The organism is Burkholderia sp. 22088, from assembly GCF_052045915.1.
Lineage (GTDB): Bacteria > Pseudomonadota > Gammaproteobacteria > Burkholderiales > Burkholderiaceae > Burkholderia > Burkholderia cepacia.
In genome coordinates this window covers 418,653-434,457 of the sequence record NZ_JBQEPY010000001.1, presented here as the reverse complement: position 1 = coordinate 434,457, position 15,805 = coordinate 418,653, and the positions used below count along the sequence as shown (strand labels likewise).

General features: G+C 66.7%; 16 protein-coding genes. 9 read left to right on the top strand and 7 right to left on the bottom strand.

Features of this window, described 5'->3' with window-relative positions; all coding sequences use genetic code 11:
- Positions 1–49: 49 nt before the first annotated feature.
- The 7 genes from ACTJLD_RS02115 to ACTJLD_RS02085 all read right to left on the bottom strand — a co-directional run bounded on the left by ACTJLD_RS02115 (position 50) and on the right by ACTJLD_RS02085 (position 6,541).
- The gene (locus ACTJLD_RS02115) at positions 50–205 is read right to left on the bottom strand and encodes a hypothetical protein (RefSeq protein WP_321878644.1); all 156 of its coding nucleotides are present in this window, start codon (positions 203–205) and stop codon (positions 50–52) included.
- Between the two features lie 154 nt (positions 206–359).
- Positions 360–953: an RBBP9/YdeN family alpha/beta hydrolase gene (locus tag ACTJLD_RS02110; protein ID WP_440657861.1), complete on the bottom strand. Its 594-nt coding sequence runs from the start codon at positions 951–953 to the stop codon at positions 360–362.
- 16 nt (positions 954–969) lie between these two features.
- Positions 970–2,334 carry an MFS transporter gene (locus ACTJLD_RS02105; protein WP_175863864.1) on the bottom strand — a complete coding sequence of 455 codons (1,365 nt, stop codon included), beginning with the start codon at positions 2,332–2,334 and terminating at the stop codon, positions 970–972.
- Between the two features lie 171 nt (positions 2,335–2,505).
- Positions 2,506–3,561 carry a 3-keto-5-aminohexanoate cleavage protein gene (locus ACTJLD_RS02100; RefSeq protein ID WP_440657860.1) on the bottom strand — a complete coding sequence of 352 codons (1,056 nt, stop codon included), beginning with the start codon at positions 3,559–3,561 and terminating at the stop codon, positions 2,506–2,508.
- Positions 3,562–3,681: 120 nt separating this feature from the next.
- Positions 3,682–4,530 carry a TauD/TfdA dioxygenase family protein gene (locus tag ACTJLD_RS02095; RefSeq protein WP_440657859.1) on the bottom strand — a complete coding sequence of 283 codons (849 nt, stop codon included), beginning with the start codon at positions 4,528–4,530 and terminating at the stop codon, positions 3,682–3,684.
- Between the two features lie 10 nt (positions 4,531–4,540).
- The gene (locus ACTJLD_RS02090; RefSeq protein WP_059700275.1) at positions 4,541–5,521 is read right to left on the bottom strand and encodes a quinone oxidoreductase family protein; all 981 of its coding nucleotides are present in this window, start codon (positions 5,519–5,521) and stop codon (positions 4,541–4,543) included.
- A gap of 18 nt (positions 5,522–5,539) precedes the next feature.
- The gene (locus tag ACTJLD_RS02085) at positions 5,540–6,541 is read right to left on the bottom strand and encodes a universal stress protein (RefSeq protein ID WP_440657856.1); all 1,002 of its coding nucleotides are present in this window, start codon (positions 6,539–6,541) and stop codon (positions 5,540–5,542) included.
- Between the two features lie 241 nt (positions 6,542–6,782).
- On the opposite strand from ACTJLD_RS02085, the gene ACTJLD_RS02080 reads away from it, so the two are divergent.
- The 9 genes from ACTJLD_RS02080 (at position 6,783) to ACTJLD_RS02040 (ending at position 15,649) form a co-directional block, all read left to right on the top strand.
- On the top strand, positions 6,783–9,485 hold the full coding sequence (locus tag ACTJLD_RS02080) for a LuxR C-terminal-related transcriptional regulator (RefSeq protein ID WP_440657854.1): 2,703 nt from the start codon (positions 6,783–6,785) through the stop codon (positions 9,483–9,485).
- Between the two features lie 222 nt (positions 9,486–9,707).
- On the top strand, positions 9,708–10,832 hold the full coding sequence (locus tag ACTJLD_RS02075) for a porin (RefSeq protein ID WP_440657853.1): 1,125 nt from the start codon (positions 9,708–9,710) through the stop codon (positions 10,830–10,832).
- Between the two features lie 201 nt (positions 10,833–11,033).
- Positions 11,034–11,738, top strand: coding sequence for a glutathione binding-like protein (locus ACTJLD_RS02070; RefSeq protein WP_440657851.1), 705 nt, complete (start codon positions 11,034–11,036; stop codon positions 11,736–11,738).
- Positions 11,739–11,943: 205 nt separating this feature from the next.
- Positions 11,944–12,318, top strand: coding sequence for an immunity 22 family protein (locus ACTJLD_RS02065; protein ID WP_175755829.1), 375 nt, complete (start codon positions 11,944–11,946; stop codon positions 12,316–12,318).
- Between the two features lie 132 nt (positions 12,319–12,450).
- Positions 12,451–12,717 carry a hypothetical protein gene (locus ACTJLD_RS02060; RefSeq protein WP_060180831.1) on the top strand — a complete coding sequence of 89 codons (267 nt, stop codon included), beginning with the start codon at positions 12,451–12,453 and terminating at the stop codon, positions 12,715–12,717.
- A gap of 135 nt (positions 12,718–12,852) precedes the next feature.
- Positions 12,853–13,173: a hypothetical protein gene (locus ACTJLD_RS02055; RefSeq protein ID WP_060172243.1), complete on the top strand. Its 321-nt coding sequence runs from the start codon at positions 12,853–12,855 to the stop codon at positions 13,171–13,173.
- Between the two features lie 63 nt (positions 13,174–13,236).
- Entirely contained in the window at positions 13,237–13,563 is a 327-nt protein-coding gene (locus tag ACTJLD_RS02050; RefSeq protein ID WP_155637886.1) for a hypothetical protein, read from the top strand.
- Positions 13,564–14,021: 458 nt separating this feature from the next.
- The gene (locus ACTJLD_RS02045) at positions 14,022–14,933 is read left to right on the top strand and encodes a LysR family transcriptional regulator (RefSeq protein WP_059700264.1); all 912 of its coding nucleotides are present in this window, start codon (positions 14,022–14,024) and stop codon (positions 14,931–14,933) included.
- Positions 14,934–15,091: 158 nt separating this feature from the next.
- A complete protein-coding gene (locus ACTJLD_RS02040) occupies positions 15,092–15,649 on the top strand; it encodes a carboxymuconolactone decarboxylase family protein (protein WP_440657848.1) in 558 nt (185 codons plus the stop codon).
- Positions 15,650–15,805: the final 156 nt, after the last annotated feature.

Here is a 15,805-nt window from a genome sequence, read left to right as displayed (position 1 = left end):
ACGGGCTCGGACTGGATCGGTGCCGTCGGCGTTCGGCAGGCCCGGCAAATCAGCGGTTCTTCAGCGCGATCAACACGTCCCGGTGTCCGGAAATGACTTTTCGCGCCGCGCGCAGCACGTCACCCTCCTCGGCTTCGGTCGAAGCCTTGGCCTCGTGGGTGGGACGGATGATCGTGCGGGGTTTCAACGCGACGCCGTACAGCACCTTTCGTTTGGGATCCGTGACGGCATTCCGCTAAAACAATGACAGCGATCGGCCGCTTGTCCGCCAATCGGATGGAGCGGTCGCGTCGCTGTCAGTCATGGCGCCCGATGAATGGACGAAAAAGGCCGCAAGGCCGGCAAACAATGCCCGAATATCAATTCCTCAAGCCTGAATCGCCTTCGCCCAACGCCCTCACCTCTTCGATCAACCGTTCCGCATCACGCCACTCGCCATATCCCGACGCCGGATTCAGGTGCCCCACCTCGCCGAGATCGACGAGCCTGCTGCCCCACCCTGCCGCCAGCGTTTCGACACGCTCGAAGCGCGCGAGCGGATCGTTGCGGCTCGCGGCGACGATGCTCGGAAACGGCAGCCGCCCGGTCGGTACCGGCGTCCAGCCGTTCGCGTCGATTGCGTCGGGCGCCGGATAACCGGCGGGCATCGGCGTATCGAGATCGGCCGGCGCCGCGAGCAGCGCGCCGTGGATCTTGCGCGTGGCCTGCCGCGCCCAGTGCACGGCAATCATCACCCCCGCGCTGTGCGCGACGAGGATCACGGGGCCGTCGATCGCGGCCAGCGCCGCATCGAGCGCCGCGACGCGTGCCGCGCGGCTCAGCTTGTCGGCTTCGAGCGGCGCGACGGATCGTGCGTTCGGCAGGCGCCGTTCGAGGTGCGTCTGCCAGTGGTCTTCGACGTGATCGCGCAAGCCGGGCACGATCAGGATGGTGGGTGCGGTCGTCAGGGTCATGCAGCCTCCGAAGCGTTCAGGAAAGTCTGGACGCGCGCCGTTCGCGTTCGACGCGCGCGAGGTCGGCCACATAGCTCGCGCGTCCGATCGCGAACAGCACGGCGGCCATGAGCGGCACGACGGGAATCCATTGGAGTGCGCCGACGAGGCCGGCGCGATCGGCGGCCCACCCCGTCAGCAGCGGGCCCGGCGCCATGCCGAGCAGGTTGTTGGCGAGCGTGAGCGTCGCGAACGCCGATGCGTGGATCGCGGCCGGCGTCAGGTTCGCGACCATCGCGCCCGACGCACCGGACGCGCCCGCGCCGACCAGCATCCCCGCGCAGATCAGCGCGAGCTGCAGCGGCCCGGGCGGCAGCCGGAACGCGACCGCGAGGCAGACGCCGGTCAGCACACAATATGCGATCGCGGTCAGCCACTTGCGCTTGCCGTCGGTTTTGCCGACGCGGTCGGTGACGATCCCGCAGCCGACCATCCCGATACCCGCGAGCAGCACGAAACCGGCGGCGAGCACGGCCGCGCGGTCGGGCGCCATCGCGTAGTAGCGGTTCAGGTAGCTCGGCAGCCATGCGAACAGCGCGCCCGGCACGAACAGGTGCAGCCCGCTGCCGAGATATGCGCAGATCACCGAACGCGACGCGAACAGCCCCGACATCAGCACGCGCACGCTGCCGCGCAGGTCGCGCGGCGTGTCGGTGTCGCGCCGGCAGGGTTCGGCGCCGTATTCAGTGCCGTATTCGGTGCCGTATTCAGAGCGATATGCGGCGAGCCGCCGCTCGGTCACAACGCAGCGATACGCGACGAGCAGCACGATGCCGAGCGCGGCCATCACGCCGAACGACCAGCGCCAGCCGAGATGCGCGCCGACGAGCCCGCCGAGCGCCATGCCGAACACGGAGCCGAATGCGCCGCCGGCCATGAACGCGCCGGTCAGCGTCGCGCGCAGCCGCGCCGGGAAGATGCTGAGGATCAGCGCGACGCCGACGCTGCCGTACGCGGCTTCACCGAGCCCGACGAGGCCGCGCGCGACGAGCATCTCCGTGTAATGGGTCGACAGCGCGCAGCCGAGCGTCGCGACGCTCCACAGCGCGGCCATCAGCACGATGCTGCGCACGCGCCCGAAGCGGTCGGCGAGCACCGACAGCGGAAACGTCAGCAGCCCGACCAGCAGCGCGACGACGCCGGAGAGCGAACCGAGCTGCGTGTCCGACAGCGCCCATGCTTGCTTGAGCAGCGGGAACACGGCGTTGAGCACCTGCCGCGACATGTAGTCCGACAGCAGCAGGCCGACGGTCAGCCCGAACACGAGCCACGCATAGGCGGGCGCGCGCCGGCCGGCGGCGGCGACGTCCTGGATCGACGGCTCGACATGATGGATCAGCATGCGTGTCTCCTCCGGCACCGGAGCGATCGTGCTCCGGCGCGGCTTGCGTGGCCCCGCTCCGTTGACCGGAGTCCGCCCCCGCATCACGCGCGGGGATGGGTGCCACGCCACAACGATCGGCGGGCCGCGGCCGCCATGGCCGCGGGCCCGGATGCGCGGATGCGCGGCGCGTCAGGCGGCCCGCAGCGGCACGTTCGGCTGGCCCGGCCGGCGGTTCGGCGCCATCCCGAGCTGAGCGAGGGTCTCGTCGATGCCGTCGTACTGCACGCCGATCCGGTAGATCGCCTTCGCCTCCTTGCCGGTCGCGATGTCGCGGCCGAGTTCGCGCGCGATCCGTGCGCACTGCTCGACCTGCTGCACCGACGTCATCCGGTTGCCCTTCTGGTCGATGATCGTGTCCTCGATCCCGCAGCGCGGATGCAGGCCCAGCGCCATCGCAACCGTGTTGATCGGCAGCACGTTCTTCATCAGGGATTCGAGCGTGATGCACGCGCCGTCCGGGCAGCGCCGCACGAATTCCATGAAGTTGTACGGATTCGGGCCGTCGAAGCCGCCGCCGATGCCGACCCACGTGACGTTCAGCGGGCCGCGATAGACGCCGCGGCGGATGATCCGTTCGAGCGTTTCCAGCGCATGCATGCCGGTGAGCTGGAAATGGGGCTGGATGCCGGCCGCCTGCAGGCGGCGCAGGTGCTCGTCGACCCAGCCGGGGCCGGCCGGCACGGTCATCTCGCGGTACGCGTCCCACAACGCGGCTTCGTTCAGCGACGTGCCGGCGATGTCCTTGCGGTTCATCAGCTCGGTGATGTTCATCTGCACGGTATTGATCGCGACCGTCACCTGGTCGGGCTTCGGCGTCAGCTCGGCGAGCATGTGGCGCGTGTCGTCGGACAGCCATTTCGCTTCCGCGCCGTCGCCGTCCGGCGCGAACGAGATCGAGCCGCCCACCTGCAGGATCATGTCGGGCACCGCCTCGCGCAGCCGGCCGAGCAGCTCGTTGAACTTCGACAGCCGCTTGCTGCCCTTGCCGTCGAGTTCGCGCACATGCAGGTGCAGCACCGTCGCGCCCGCGTTGTAGCAGTCGACGGCCTTCTGCACGTGCTCGTCCATCGTCACCGGAATGTCTTCCGGAAAGTCTGCGGGCATCCATTCGGGGCCGTACGGCGCGACCGTGATGACTACCTTGTCCTGGTTTTCCGGGTGCAGCGAATCGTCGAGAAATTGCATGTCGTCCTCCAGTGGAAATCGTTTTTGGTGCAGGCGTACGGGCGTGCGTATCCCGCCGCGCCGGGCGGCGGGCCCGGCGCGTCGTGTGCAGGTTGCGAATCGGTTAAGGTGCGAGCGCGCTCAGAACGGCACGTCGCCGACGATGCCCGCGCGCTCCATCCGGCGCACGCACGGCGGGTAGTCCATGACCGCGTAGTGCTGCGTGCTGCGGTTGTCCCAGATCGCGACGCTGTTCTTCTTCCAGCGCCAGCGCACCTGGTATTCGGGGATGTATGCCTGGCTGATCAGGTATTGCAGCAGCTGGCCGGCGCCGGGATTCGCGTCCTGCCCGACCCGCACGCGTGCGGGCGTGTGGTAGTTCGTGAAATGCGTGGTGAACGCGTTCACGTACAGCACCTTCTCGCCGGTTTCGGGGTGCGTGCGCACGACCGGATGCTCGGCGTCCGGGTACTGCGCCTTCAGCGCGAGGCGCTTGTCGATCGGCATCGCCGCACCGAAGCTCGCCTCGATGCTGTGGCGCGCGCGCAAGTCGTCGATCTGCTGCTTCACATGGTCCAGCAGGCGCTCGTAGGCGAGCACCATGTTCGCCCACATCGTGTCGCCGCCAACCGGCGGACCGTCGATGCAGCGCAGCACGCAGCCGAACGGCGGCGCCACGCGCCAGCTCGCATCGCTGTGCCACGCATTCTCGTAGCGGTCGTTCGGCTGGTCGGGCGACTTGTAGATCCGCACGAGCCCCGGGTGCTCCGGGTCGCTGCCGGCGACCGGATGATCCTCGAGTTCGCCGAAGCGCCGCGCGAACGCGACGTGCTCGGCGCGCGTGATGTCCTGGTCACGCAGGAACAGCACGCGATGCCGCAGCAGCTGCGCGCGGATCTCGGCGAACAGGCCGTCGTCGTGCACGGCGTCGGCGAGGCTCACGTCCAGCAGTTCCGCGCCGAGCGCGCAGGTCAGGGGTTCGACTCGCATGCGCGTCTCCTCAGACGATGAACACCGACGAACCGGTCGTCTTGCGCGATTCGAGATCGCGGTGTGCCTGCGCGGCATCCTGCAGCGCGTAGCGCTGGTTGATCCCGATCCTGATGCGGCCGGCCGCGACGTGCGCGAACAGTTCGCCGGCCAGGTCGTTCTTCTCGGCCGGATCGGCGATGTAGTCGGCCAGCGCCGGGCGCGTCAGGTACAGCGAGCCCTTCATCGCGAGGCGCTGCGGATCGAACGGCGGGATCGGGCCCGACGCGGTGCCGACGCACACCATCAGCCCGCGCCGCTTCAGCGAATCGAGCGAGCCTTCGAAGGTGTCCTTGCCGACGCTGTCGAACACGACGTCGACGCCCGCGCCGTCCGTCAGTTCGCGCACGCGTTTCGCGACGTCCTCGCGGCTGTAGTCGATCGTATGGTCGCAGCCGTGCGCGCGGGCGATCGCGGCCTTGTGCTCGCTCGAAACCGTGCCGATCACCGTGAGCCCGAGCAGCTTCGCCCATTGCGACACGATCAGCCCGACGCCGCCGGCGGCCGCGTGCAGCAGGATCGTGTCGCCCGGCGCGAACGCGTGGATACGGCGCAGCAGGTAGGCCGACGTCAGGCCGCGCATCGTCATCGCCGCGGCCGTTTCGCACGAAATGCCGGCCGGCAGCCGCACGAGCGGCGCGGCGGGGATCAGCCGCTCGGTGCTGTACGCGCCGAGCGTGTTCAGGAAGCCCGTGTAGGTCACGCGGTCGCCGACGGCGACGTTCGTCACGCCGGGGCCGACGGCGTCGACCACGCCGGCCGCCTCGACGCCGATCCCGGCCGGCAGCGGCACCGGATAAAGGCCGCTGCGGAAATACGTGTCGGCGAAATTCAGCCCGACGGCCTCGTGCCGCAGGCGCACCTGGCCGGCGCCCGGATCGCCGACGTCGACTGCTTCCCAGCGCAGCACGTCGGGGCCGCCGGTTTCGTGGAATCGCACTGCATGTGCCATCGTGTTCTCCGTATGTTGTCAGTCGGATGCGCGCCGCGCATCGTCGGGTTCGTTCATGTCCGGCGGCGCCGCGGCTGCGCCGTCCGCCGGCGGGTCGTCCAGTCCGGCCCAGTCCGCGTCGCCCAGGTAGCGTCGCGCGGCCGGGAAAATCACGCCTTCCATCCGCCCCATCTGCTCGAACGCGCCGTGTGCATAACGAGCGAGCGCCGCGTCGAACGCGGCCGACGGCAGCCCGTCCGCGGCGATCCGCTCGAGCGCATCGAGCGCTTGCGCATCGCGCTGCCGCTGGCGGTCGAGTTCGTCCAGTTCGGCCGCGACGCACTCCGCGCGCACGCGCAATGCCGCGAAGAGGTGCGCTTCGGCGGCCGTGCCGACACGGGCGCGCTGCAGCGCGGCAAGCGATGCCAGCGCACGCTGTGCGTCGGCCGCGTGCCGCTGCAGTACGTCCGCGTGTGCGGCGGACGCGATCAGGCCATGCTGCGCGTCGTTCGCTTGCCGCTGCCGTGCATCCGCGGCCGCGTCCACGCCGGACGCCATCAGCGCATGCAGCAACCCGCCGACCGCGCGATGCGCATCGAGGCAACGCGCCATCACGCGCGCCTCGGCCGGCGTTCGCCGCGACGTGCACACGAGCACCGGTACACCGCTCGTCGCGAGCAGGTGCTGCCGCTGCGCGCAGGCTGCCGCATCGGCATCGTGCGGCAGCGCCGCGACGCCGATCAGGTCGCAGCCGAGTTCGGCCGCCAGCGCGCCGGGTGCCGCGTCGCCGGCCCCCGGATGGCCGGCCCCCGGAAGGCCGGCCCCCGCGATCGCATGGGACAACCCCTGCGCCCGCGCGGCGGCTTCCACTTTCGCATCGTGTTCCGGCAGCCGCGTTCCGGATAAACGCGAGGCCGGCGCGGCGCCGGCCAGCAGGAACGTGACCCGGGCGCCGACCGCGCGCGCCAGTTCGAGCGCATGGCCGATCGCGTCGATGCCGCCGGGCGCGCCGTCGACCGTCACGAGCAGATGGCGGTACATCGTGCTGCTCCGTTTATCCGGCGAGCGACGCGTTGCGCCGTGTGCCGGTCGATGCGATGTTCATGGCCCTCTCCTCGTTGCGTTCGTCATGGATCGGAACCCATGCTATCGACGCGGTGCCGGCACGGCCCCACTCGTCGCGGGGGGGATTGACGCGCGAACGCGCTTCAGCCGATCCTTCCCCCCACACCCACCCCGGACGCTGGCCCGCACGGCACCGCCGGATTCCCACTGCTGCCCGATGGCCCACCCACCCGCTCGCGCCGACGCGCCTCCCACCGAACTGGTCCTGAAGACGACCGCGCCGCGCGTGCCGGCGCAGTTGCTGGCCCGCGCGCGGCTGAGCCTCGCGTCGCCCGCTTTCGACGGCCGGCCGGTCACACTCGTGCAGGCGCCGGCCGGTTACGGCAAGACGTCGCTGCTCGCGCAATGGCGCCGCGAGACCCTCGCGCTCGGCCGCGCGGTCGTATGGCTGTCGGCCGACGAGCGCGACGATGCGCCCCGGTTGCTGCAGGGCCTCGTGCAGGCGGTGCGGACCGGTTGCGCACGGCCCGGCTTCGGGCGCCTGATCCCGCCCGGCGCGGCCGACGCGGCGCGTGCGCTCGAGGGCGTGACCGCCTGGCTGGCCGAGGTCGCGCAACTGTCGATCGATGCGCTCCTGATCGTCGACGATGCGGAGCGGTTGCCGCCGGCCGGCCTCGAGGCGCTGACCTACGTGCTGCACAATGCGCCGCAAAACCTGCATGTCGTCGTCGCCGCGCGGCGCGGGCTCGACCACACGGCCGGCGACCTGCTCGCCGGCGGGCAATGCACGCTCGCGGGCCCCGACTGGCTGCGCTTCACGCTCGACGAGACGATCGCGCTGGTCGGCGCGCGCTTTGCGCAGCGGGTCGACGCCGACGCGTGCGCGCGGCTGTTCGAACGCGTCGACGGCTGGCCGCTCGGCCTGCAGCTCGCGATGGCCGCGATGGCGCGCTCGGCCGATCCGCGCCAGGCGGTCGACGCGCTCGCCGCCCGCGTGGACGGCACGCGCGACCGCCTCGTCGAGCTGCTGCTCGCGAACCTGTCGGCCGACGACACGGCGTTCCTGATCCGCACGAGCGTCGCCGATCGCCTGCATCCGTCGCTGTGCGCCGCGCTGCTCGACGACGCGGACGCGCCCGGCCGTCTCGCGCGGCTCGCCCGCGACACGCCGCTGTTCATCGCGTCGGACGATTCGGACTGGTGCCGGCTGCATCCGCTCGTGCGCGACACGCTGCGCGACCGCCTCGCCGCGGGCCCCGACGCCGAGCGCAGCGCGCTGCATGCGCGTGCGGCCGCCTGGCTCGACGCGCACGGGATGACCGAGGAAGCCGCGCGCCACGCGTATGCGGCCGGCCAGTTCGAGGTGGCGTATGCGCTCGCGCAGCGCTGCCTCGAGGATGCGATCAAGCAGGGCCGCATCAACGACGTGCTCGACTGGCTCGCGCTGCTGCCCGACGCGGAGCTCGACAAGCGCCCGACGCTGCGCATCGCGGTCGCGTGGGCACTGGCGCTCGGCGAACGCCACGTCGAGGCGCAGCGCCAGATCGCGGGCATCCTCGCCGACACCGGCACGCCCGCGGCGATGCGCTACGAATGCGCGCTGATCCTCAGCGCGGCCGCGTATTACGCCGACGAAATCGACCGTTTCGTCGAGCTGTTCGAACCGTGGGCCGACTTCACGCCGCCGGCGGCGACCTGGCTCGCGCAAATGCACGCGAACCGGCTGTCGGCGCGCGCGATCATCGTCGGCGAACCGGCGCAGGCGCGCCGCTTCCAGCACGCCGCACCGCGCGGCGAGACGGCGGCCGGGTTCGGCTACGTCGCGCGCTGGGGCGAGCTGATCACGGGCCTGAGCTACCTGCGCGAAGGCCAGGTCCGGCTGGCCGACGACACGCTGTCGCCGGCGCTGGCACGCGCGGAAGCCGATCTCGGGCGCCGCCATCCGCTGACCTGCATGCTCGCGGCGATGTGCGCGGCGCTCGCGTACGAGGCCGACCGCGTCGACCAGGCCGCCGCGTTGCTCGCGAACCGGCTCGACGTGCTCGAACATGCGGGCACGCCCGATACCGTGCTGCTCGGCTATCGCACCGCCGCGCGCATCGCGCTGCTGCGCGGCGTCGAGCACCGCGCGATCGACCTGCTCGAAGCGCTCGACGCGATGGGCGTCGCGCGCCGGCTGCCGCGCCTGTCCGTCGCGAGCCTCGCCGAACAGGTGCGCATTCACGCGGCGCGTTATCGCGAGGCGACCTGCCATGCGCTCGTCGAGCGGATCGATGCGATCGCGGCCGCCGAGTTTCCGTCGCACGGGCCGTTGTGGCGGCGCCCGGTCGTGCTGCTGCAGGCGAGCGCGCATGCGGGCGCGGCGCTGGCCGCGCGCCGCTGGGACGACGCGCGCGCGGCGCTCGACGAAGCGGCGGTGCTGGCCCGTGAAATGAGCATGGGCCAGGCGCGCATCGAGATCATGGCGCTCGGCGCGTTCGCGCGCGAACAGTCCGGGGGCGGCGGCCGCGCGCTGCTCGACGAGGCGATGAACCTCGCGGAGCTGTTCGGGCTCACGCGCACGCTCGCCGACGCGCATCCGGCCATCGCCGACTGGGCGCGCCGCGCCGGCGACGAAGCGGCCGCCGGCGCCGGCTCCGCGCGGCACGCGCTGCCGCCGCCGCGCATCGTGCCGCCCGCCCCGCGCGGCGCGGCCAGCCCGCGCGCGGTGCCGAGCGTCGTCTTGACGCCGAAGGAGCGCGCGATTCTCGAGCTGCTCGCGCGCAACCTGTCGAACAAGGAGATCGCGGTGGCGCTCGCCGTCGGCGAGGAAACCGTGAAGTGGCACCTGAAGAACCTGTTCGGCAAGCTCGACGCCAGCTCGCGCAAGCATGCGGTGCGCCGCGCGCTGGTGCTCGGCCTGCTCGAAAGCGCGCCGTAACGCCGGTTTCGCCGATCGGGCGGCGCTCCCGCCCCCACCTCCCGCGATTCTCCGCAACCCTGCCCCCCGCGTATGGGGGGGAGCGGCCGCCCGCCGTTGCGTAGTCTTTCCGCATGGCTCACGCGGGCGCCGCCTGTCGCGTCTTCCCGCCCGCCTCGTTGCTTCCCCGCTTCACCCGGACGGGCTCGACCCCGTCCGGTCCAATACGACCCTGGAGACTTCATGAAGACGAAACTGGCCGCGCTCGCGGCGCTTGCCGGCTGTTCGGCGCTCGCGCACGCGCAATCCTCCGTCACGCTCTACGGCGTGATCGACACGGGCCTGCTGTACCAGAGCACGTCGGCGGCGTCGTTCAGCCCCACCGCGCCGAATACGGGCAAGGTGTTCCGCATGAAGGACGGCGGCATCTACTCGAGCTTCTGGGGCATCAAGGGCAGCGAGGACATCGGCGGCGGCTACAAGGTCAACTTCAAGCTGCAGGGTTCGTTCGACAGCGGCACCGGCAAGCTGCAGCTGAGCGATACGCCGGGCGCCGTCGCGATCTTCAACCAGGTCGCGTCGCTCGGCGTGTCGGGCCCGTTCGGCACCTTCACGGCCGGCCGCCAGATCGTGCCGATGATCTACGCGATGGCCGACACCGACGTGCGCAACGCGCAGTTCTTCGGCAGCGTGCTGACCGCGTGGCTCGGCCTGAACACGGCGGCCGGCTGGCCCGGGACGAGCACCAACGGCGCGATCGGCGCGCTGTACGACAGCAATGCGCTCGTCTATCAGTCGCCGGTGTTCGCGGGCGCGTCGATCGCGCTCGAATACGCGCCGGGAGGCGTGGCCGGGCAGTTCCAGGGCGGCACGCGCGAATCGGTCGTGCTCAAGTATGCGAACTACGGGCTGAAGGCGTCGGCCGTCTACTACAACGGGCACGACACGAACCCGGCGCCGGGCGTCGCGCCGACCGGCGTCGACAACAACCGCTTCGTCTACGTCGGCGCGAAATACACGATCCGCGACTTCTCGGTGTCGGCGTCGTACGGCAACGGCCGGAATCCGTCGCATGCGGACAAGGTGAACCTGGACATGCTGTCGGCCGGCATCGGCTATCGCTTCACGCCTTTCCTTCAGGTGAGCTCGGCCGTGTATTACCTGAAGGATCGCAACGTCTCGGCGAACAAGTCGACGTCGGTCGTGCTCGCGGCCGACTACAGCCTGTCGAAGCGCACGACGGTCTATGCGCAGGTCGGCCACGTGAACAACCGCGGCACGATGGACCAGATGCTCGTGTACGGGCAGCCGGTCGCGCCGGGAGTCGGCACGACGGCCGCGATGGTCGGGCTGCGGCACAACTTTTGATGGCGGCCGGGCGTGCGGCGGACGTGTGGCGGCCATTGGTGACCCTTGGCGGCCGTCGCGCGCGGCCGTCGTCGGCATCGATCGCCGGGATCGGCTACAGTGGGCGTTTTCGGCGCGCGCCGTCCCGCCGCCGCGCCACCGGTCGTGGCGCGCGGCAGCAAGGACGGTGCGCAAGTCATTCACTTCGACGAGCGAACCTTCATGCCCGATCTGTCCGCCTTCCCGATCACGCAAAAGTGGCCGGCCCAGCATCCCGACCGTCTCCAGCTCTACTCGCTGCCGACGCCGAACGGCGTCAAGGTGTCGATCATGCTCGAGGAAACCGGCCTGCCGTACGAGCCGCACCTCGTGCGCTTCGACACGAACGACCAGTTCTCGCCCGCGTTCCTGTCGCTGAATCCGAACAACAAGATCCCGGCGATCATCGATCCGGACGGCCCCGACGGCAAGCCGCTGCCGCTGTTCGAATCGGGCGCGATCCTGATCTATCTCGCGGACAAGACGTGCCAGCTGATCCCGAAGGATCTCGCGGGCCGCTACGAGACGATCCAGTGGGTGATGTTCCAGATGGGCGGCATCGGGCCGATGTTCGGCCAGGTCGGCTTCTTCCACAAGTTCGCCGGCCGCGACTACGAGGACAAGCGCCCGCGCGACCGCTACGTCGACGAGTCGAAGCGCCTGCTCGGCGTGCTCGACGCGCATCTCGCGAACCGCCAGTGGGTGATGGGCGATACCTACACGATCGCCGACATCGCGATCTTCCCGTGGGTGCGAAATCTTGTTGGTTTCTATGAAGCGGGCGATCTGGTCGGCTTCAGTGAATTCCGCAACGTCAAGCGGGTGCTCGATGCGTTTGTTGCGCGTCCGGCCGTTGCGCGTGGGCTTAATATTCCGGCGCGAGGCTGAGCGGCTGGGTGGGTCGCGCGTTGTCCGGCCCGCGTAGCTGTGGACTTGAAACGCCCGCCGCATTGGGCGGCGGGCTTTCGGGGGCTTTGCGATTTTCCGGGGAATGCTGGGGAGACGGTCGGTGTTCGGTCAGAAGCAGCCGCTCAGTAGGTGAAGGAATACAAATTTCTTTGCGCTCAAGGGGAGCCAACCAACGATGCATAGAATGGAAGCTTCTCATTTCTATCTTGGCCGGATAACTGACACCTCCCGATTTTCAAGCTTTCTCGCAGAACACTACGGCGAGGATGAAAGTCGACCAGTTTCCGAGTTCTACGGCTCCCAAGGTGAGTTCTTCTGTGACCATGACTTCATGGAAACAGGGCTGCGACAGTCGGGTACTTCACTGGAAGAGTTCTTTGCACCTCACTCGTACTCGGACAAATGGTCGGAAGCGCTATGTGAAGCGGCGCGCGCCGCAAATTTGGGAGATGCGAACGCGCTGATTTTCATAAATTGCGAACAGATAAAATCGCCAAGGTCAGTGCAAGGCGAAGGATTCGAACTGGTCTACATCGGAATGTTCGAGTATCCAATTTGAGCTTCTCGAACTTGGTTTCGCCTGATGCGACGCCTACTGCTGGGCGACCGCTTTCGGCCAGTTTCGGTCACTCGACCTCGGCACATAGATCGCCGACAATCGTGGCGACTCATTCACTCAAGCTCCACATCGATGAAAGTATCCCGGGATTTCGGAATTGTTGTCCGGCGGGCCGCGCTTTCGGCCAAGAACGTCGACCTGTCAATGGTCATGACCGAATTCAATCTTGGTAGATACTTTGACGAATCTGACAATCTGGTATCGCTTGGTCCTTTTTTTGGAGGTGATGCAGCCGACGAATGCATGAGATCTCTGGAAAAGCTTGGCCTCACGTATATCGAAGACTTTTTTATCTTCGAGGGGTTTGTGCCAGACTGGTGCTCGTTCGAGGTATTCTGAACGCGGCCACAGCGAGATGCGCCGGGCTTCGGCCAGAAACGGACCTTCACACCCGCATCTAAATTGTTGATAATTGCCACCTGTACGGCCGAATGCAGGGCAACGGGGTTTCAATCTTTTAGACAAGGAGCAAGCATGTTGACGATGACTCGTGAGAATGTCGCGTGGTTTGAGTCGCAAGTGATTGTGACGGTTGCTCGTGATATCGAAGTCTCGGACTATGAGTTTTACATGCCTTTCGAACTTTACGACATGATTGAAGCCTGCAACCCGGCAGTTTTCAAGAATCTGGAGACCTTCCTCCAAGCATATCGCGAATGGTGGAAGTTCCAGGAAGAACACGAGGGTGAGCTTTCGGCCGGGGGCCTCTCTCCTAAAAATTTTGAGAAGAACATGGAACTGACGGATAGGCGGGATTCCACTCGAAAGACACTGATCGATTCTGTGAAGTCATAAGATGCAAATGATTACAGAAACGGAATTCGTGCTTAACCTTTGCCTTATTCAGGGTGACAAAAAATGATTAGGCGTTGGCTGTTCGCACTACTGGTATTGGCGAAGGTTGACAGTGTTTCGGCTGAGCCAAGCGCATATGCCTGTGTCGTCGAACAGTCTGCAGGTCTGCATTACGACAGTAAGACAACCACGTGGGCGCCCAAAGCGTTCAAGCCCGGTAAGGAATTTGTGTTGCGTCGATTAACTGAAGACGATTCGAAAATCGCCGAGTACCGTACTTTGCTCAACCGCGATCCGAAGGCAAACTGGGCCTTCTTTGACGGAAAAATGCTCTTGGCGACATGTGTCGAAAACGACTTCACATTTGGCAGCTATGTCGGCCCGGGTTAGCCGACGCTAACTTTGACAAGGATTCGCGCAGATTTGAACTTGTGTATCGGGGTGCGTATACAAGCCAAGGCTACTGGCAACAACTTAAGCGGGAAGACTCAAAGCAGTACGAGTCGCTTCTGGCTTCGGGGCGTGGCGGGGATGCCGAGCGTCCCGATGATCTGAGCATTCAAATTGGCAAGTGCAGCCCAGATCGCTAGCAGAATCGCGTCCAGCTGACCGCCCTCGCACTGCTTGCTCGACCCGCCACTTGGGCACTGCATTGGAAGGCAGCCTTCGGTGGAGCTAAATGTCTGAATCGGGTCGATCTGCGCCGATCATGCATCACCGAGCGGCGGCCGGCCGCGCTCGGCCAGAAGCAGCCATCCGCAGCATTCATTCGGCGCACTCCGAATGTTTCACCCAGAAAAATGATAATTTTGTATCCATGAATCATCTTTCATTGGGTGGAAGATTAAGTGGATAGACTGGAAGCAATGTCGATCGTGCTGCTCACGATCGAAAAAGGTAGCCTCACTGCGGCCGCGAAGGCTTTGAACATGCCGCTCCCGACCGTCAGCCGGAAGGTCACGGAACTCGAAGAGTACCTAGGCACGAAATTGCTGCATCGTTCAACGCGCAAGCTGACCTTGACCGATGCCGGCCAGGCTTACGTCGAGTCCGCCAAACGCATCTTGGAAGAGATCGAGGAAATCGAACGAGCTGCGGCCGGCGAGTACACCACTCCACGCGGAGAGCTGGTTCTCACCGCGCCGGTGCTGTTTGGCCATATGTACATCCTGCCCATTGTCACGGACTTCCTGGCTGCCTATCCCGAGATCAACGTCCGGTTGGTTCTCTCCGATCGGAACCTTCATCTCTATGATGACCACGTTGACATGGCCGTTCGCATCGGCACCTTGCCGGACAGCAACATGATTGCAACCCGTGTTGGCGCTATGGATACACTGGTGTGCGCTTCGCCGGACCTGCTAGCTGCGCACGGCAAACCCAAACACCCGACTGACCTGGAAAAGCTTCCGTGCGTTGTCTTCACTGGCCCTTCCACCGCAACGTGGTGGTTTCGGGATCCGGCAACCAAACGTGATTTCAATGTCAACATCATTCCGCGCCTGTCCGTCACCACCGCTGAGGCTGCCGTACAGGCAGCGCTCCGTCGCACCGGTTTGACGAGGGTCTACCGCTACCACTGCGATGCCGCGCTCCGCACCGGGGAGCTTGTCCACGTCCTTCCGAAGTTCGATGTCGAGTCGATTCCTGTCAGTCTCATCCACGGAGAGCGCGGGCTGTTGCCGCTCAAGATGAGGGTCTTCCTCGACTTCGCAACCGACCGGTTGCGCTCGGCGATGTCGGAGCTGGGTAAGGCCTGACAGGCGTTCGCTCTACCGAATGCGCCCCTTTCCCATTCCTCGATACTTTCGTTGAATGGAAGGTCGGTTCTCGAAAATAGCCAATTATTGTTTTGGGCGGAAGTCCCTACTATCTCTCCTACCGAAGCCGCAGTGGCTCGGATCAACGGAGAAATCTCATGGCCCGCCTTGCAATCCCCTCGAAAGAAGCTGCTCCCGCCAAAGCGCAACCGATCCTCGCGAACTACGAAAAAGTTCTCGGCGTGATCCCGAACTTCTTCGCCCTGATCTCGCAATCCCCCGATGCACTGAAGGCGATCGCCGACATGCACGGCGCGCTCGGCAAGAGTCTCGGTCACAAGACCCGGGAACGCATCCACGTGATGACCGCCGAAGTGAACGGCTGCAACTACTGCCTGTCGGCGCACACCTATCTCGGCGCCAAGCTGCAGGGGCTGACGCCGGAAGACATGGAACTCAACCGCGTCGGTCATTCGACCGATCCCAAGGCCGACGCCGCGCTGCAGTTCGCCTACAAGATCGCCACGTCGCGCGGTCACATCGAGGACGCTGATGTCGAAGCCGTGCGTGCTGCGGGTTACACCGACGAGCAGATCGTTGACATCGTCGCCGAGACCGCGTTCAGCTTCATCACCAACCTCTTCAACAACACGTTCAAGACCGACATCGACGCGACGTTCCCGCCGCTTCAGACCCGGGCCCGTGAGGCCGCCTGAAGCCCGGGAGGACTGGGCGCCGTATGAAGTGTCCGGCTGCCTGGTCTCGATGGCTGGTTGCTCCGTTCTGACCATGCGCAATTCTCCATGCGCGCGTGGTCGGTCGGAACACATCTATTGAAGCAATCACGTTGGATTGTCGCGCCTGACGGGCGC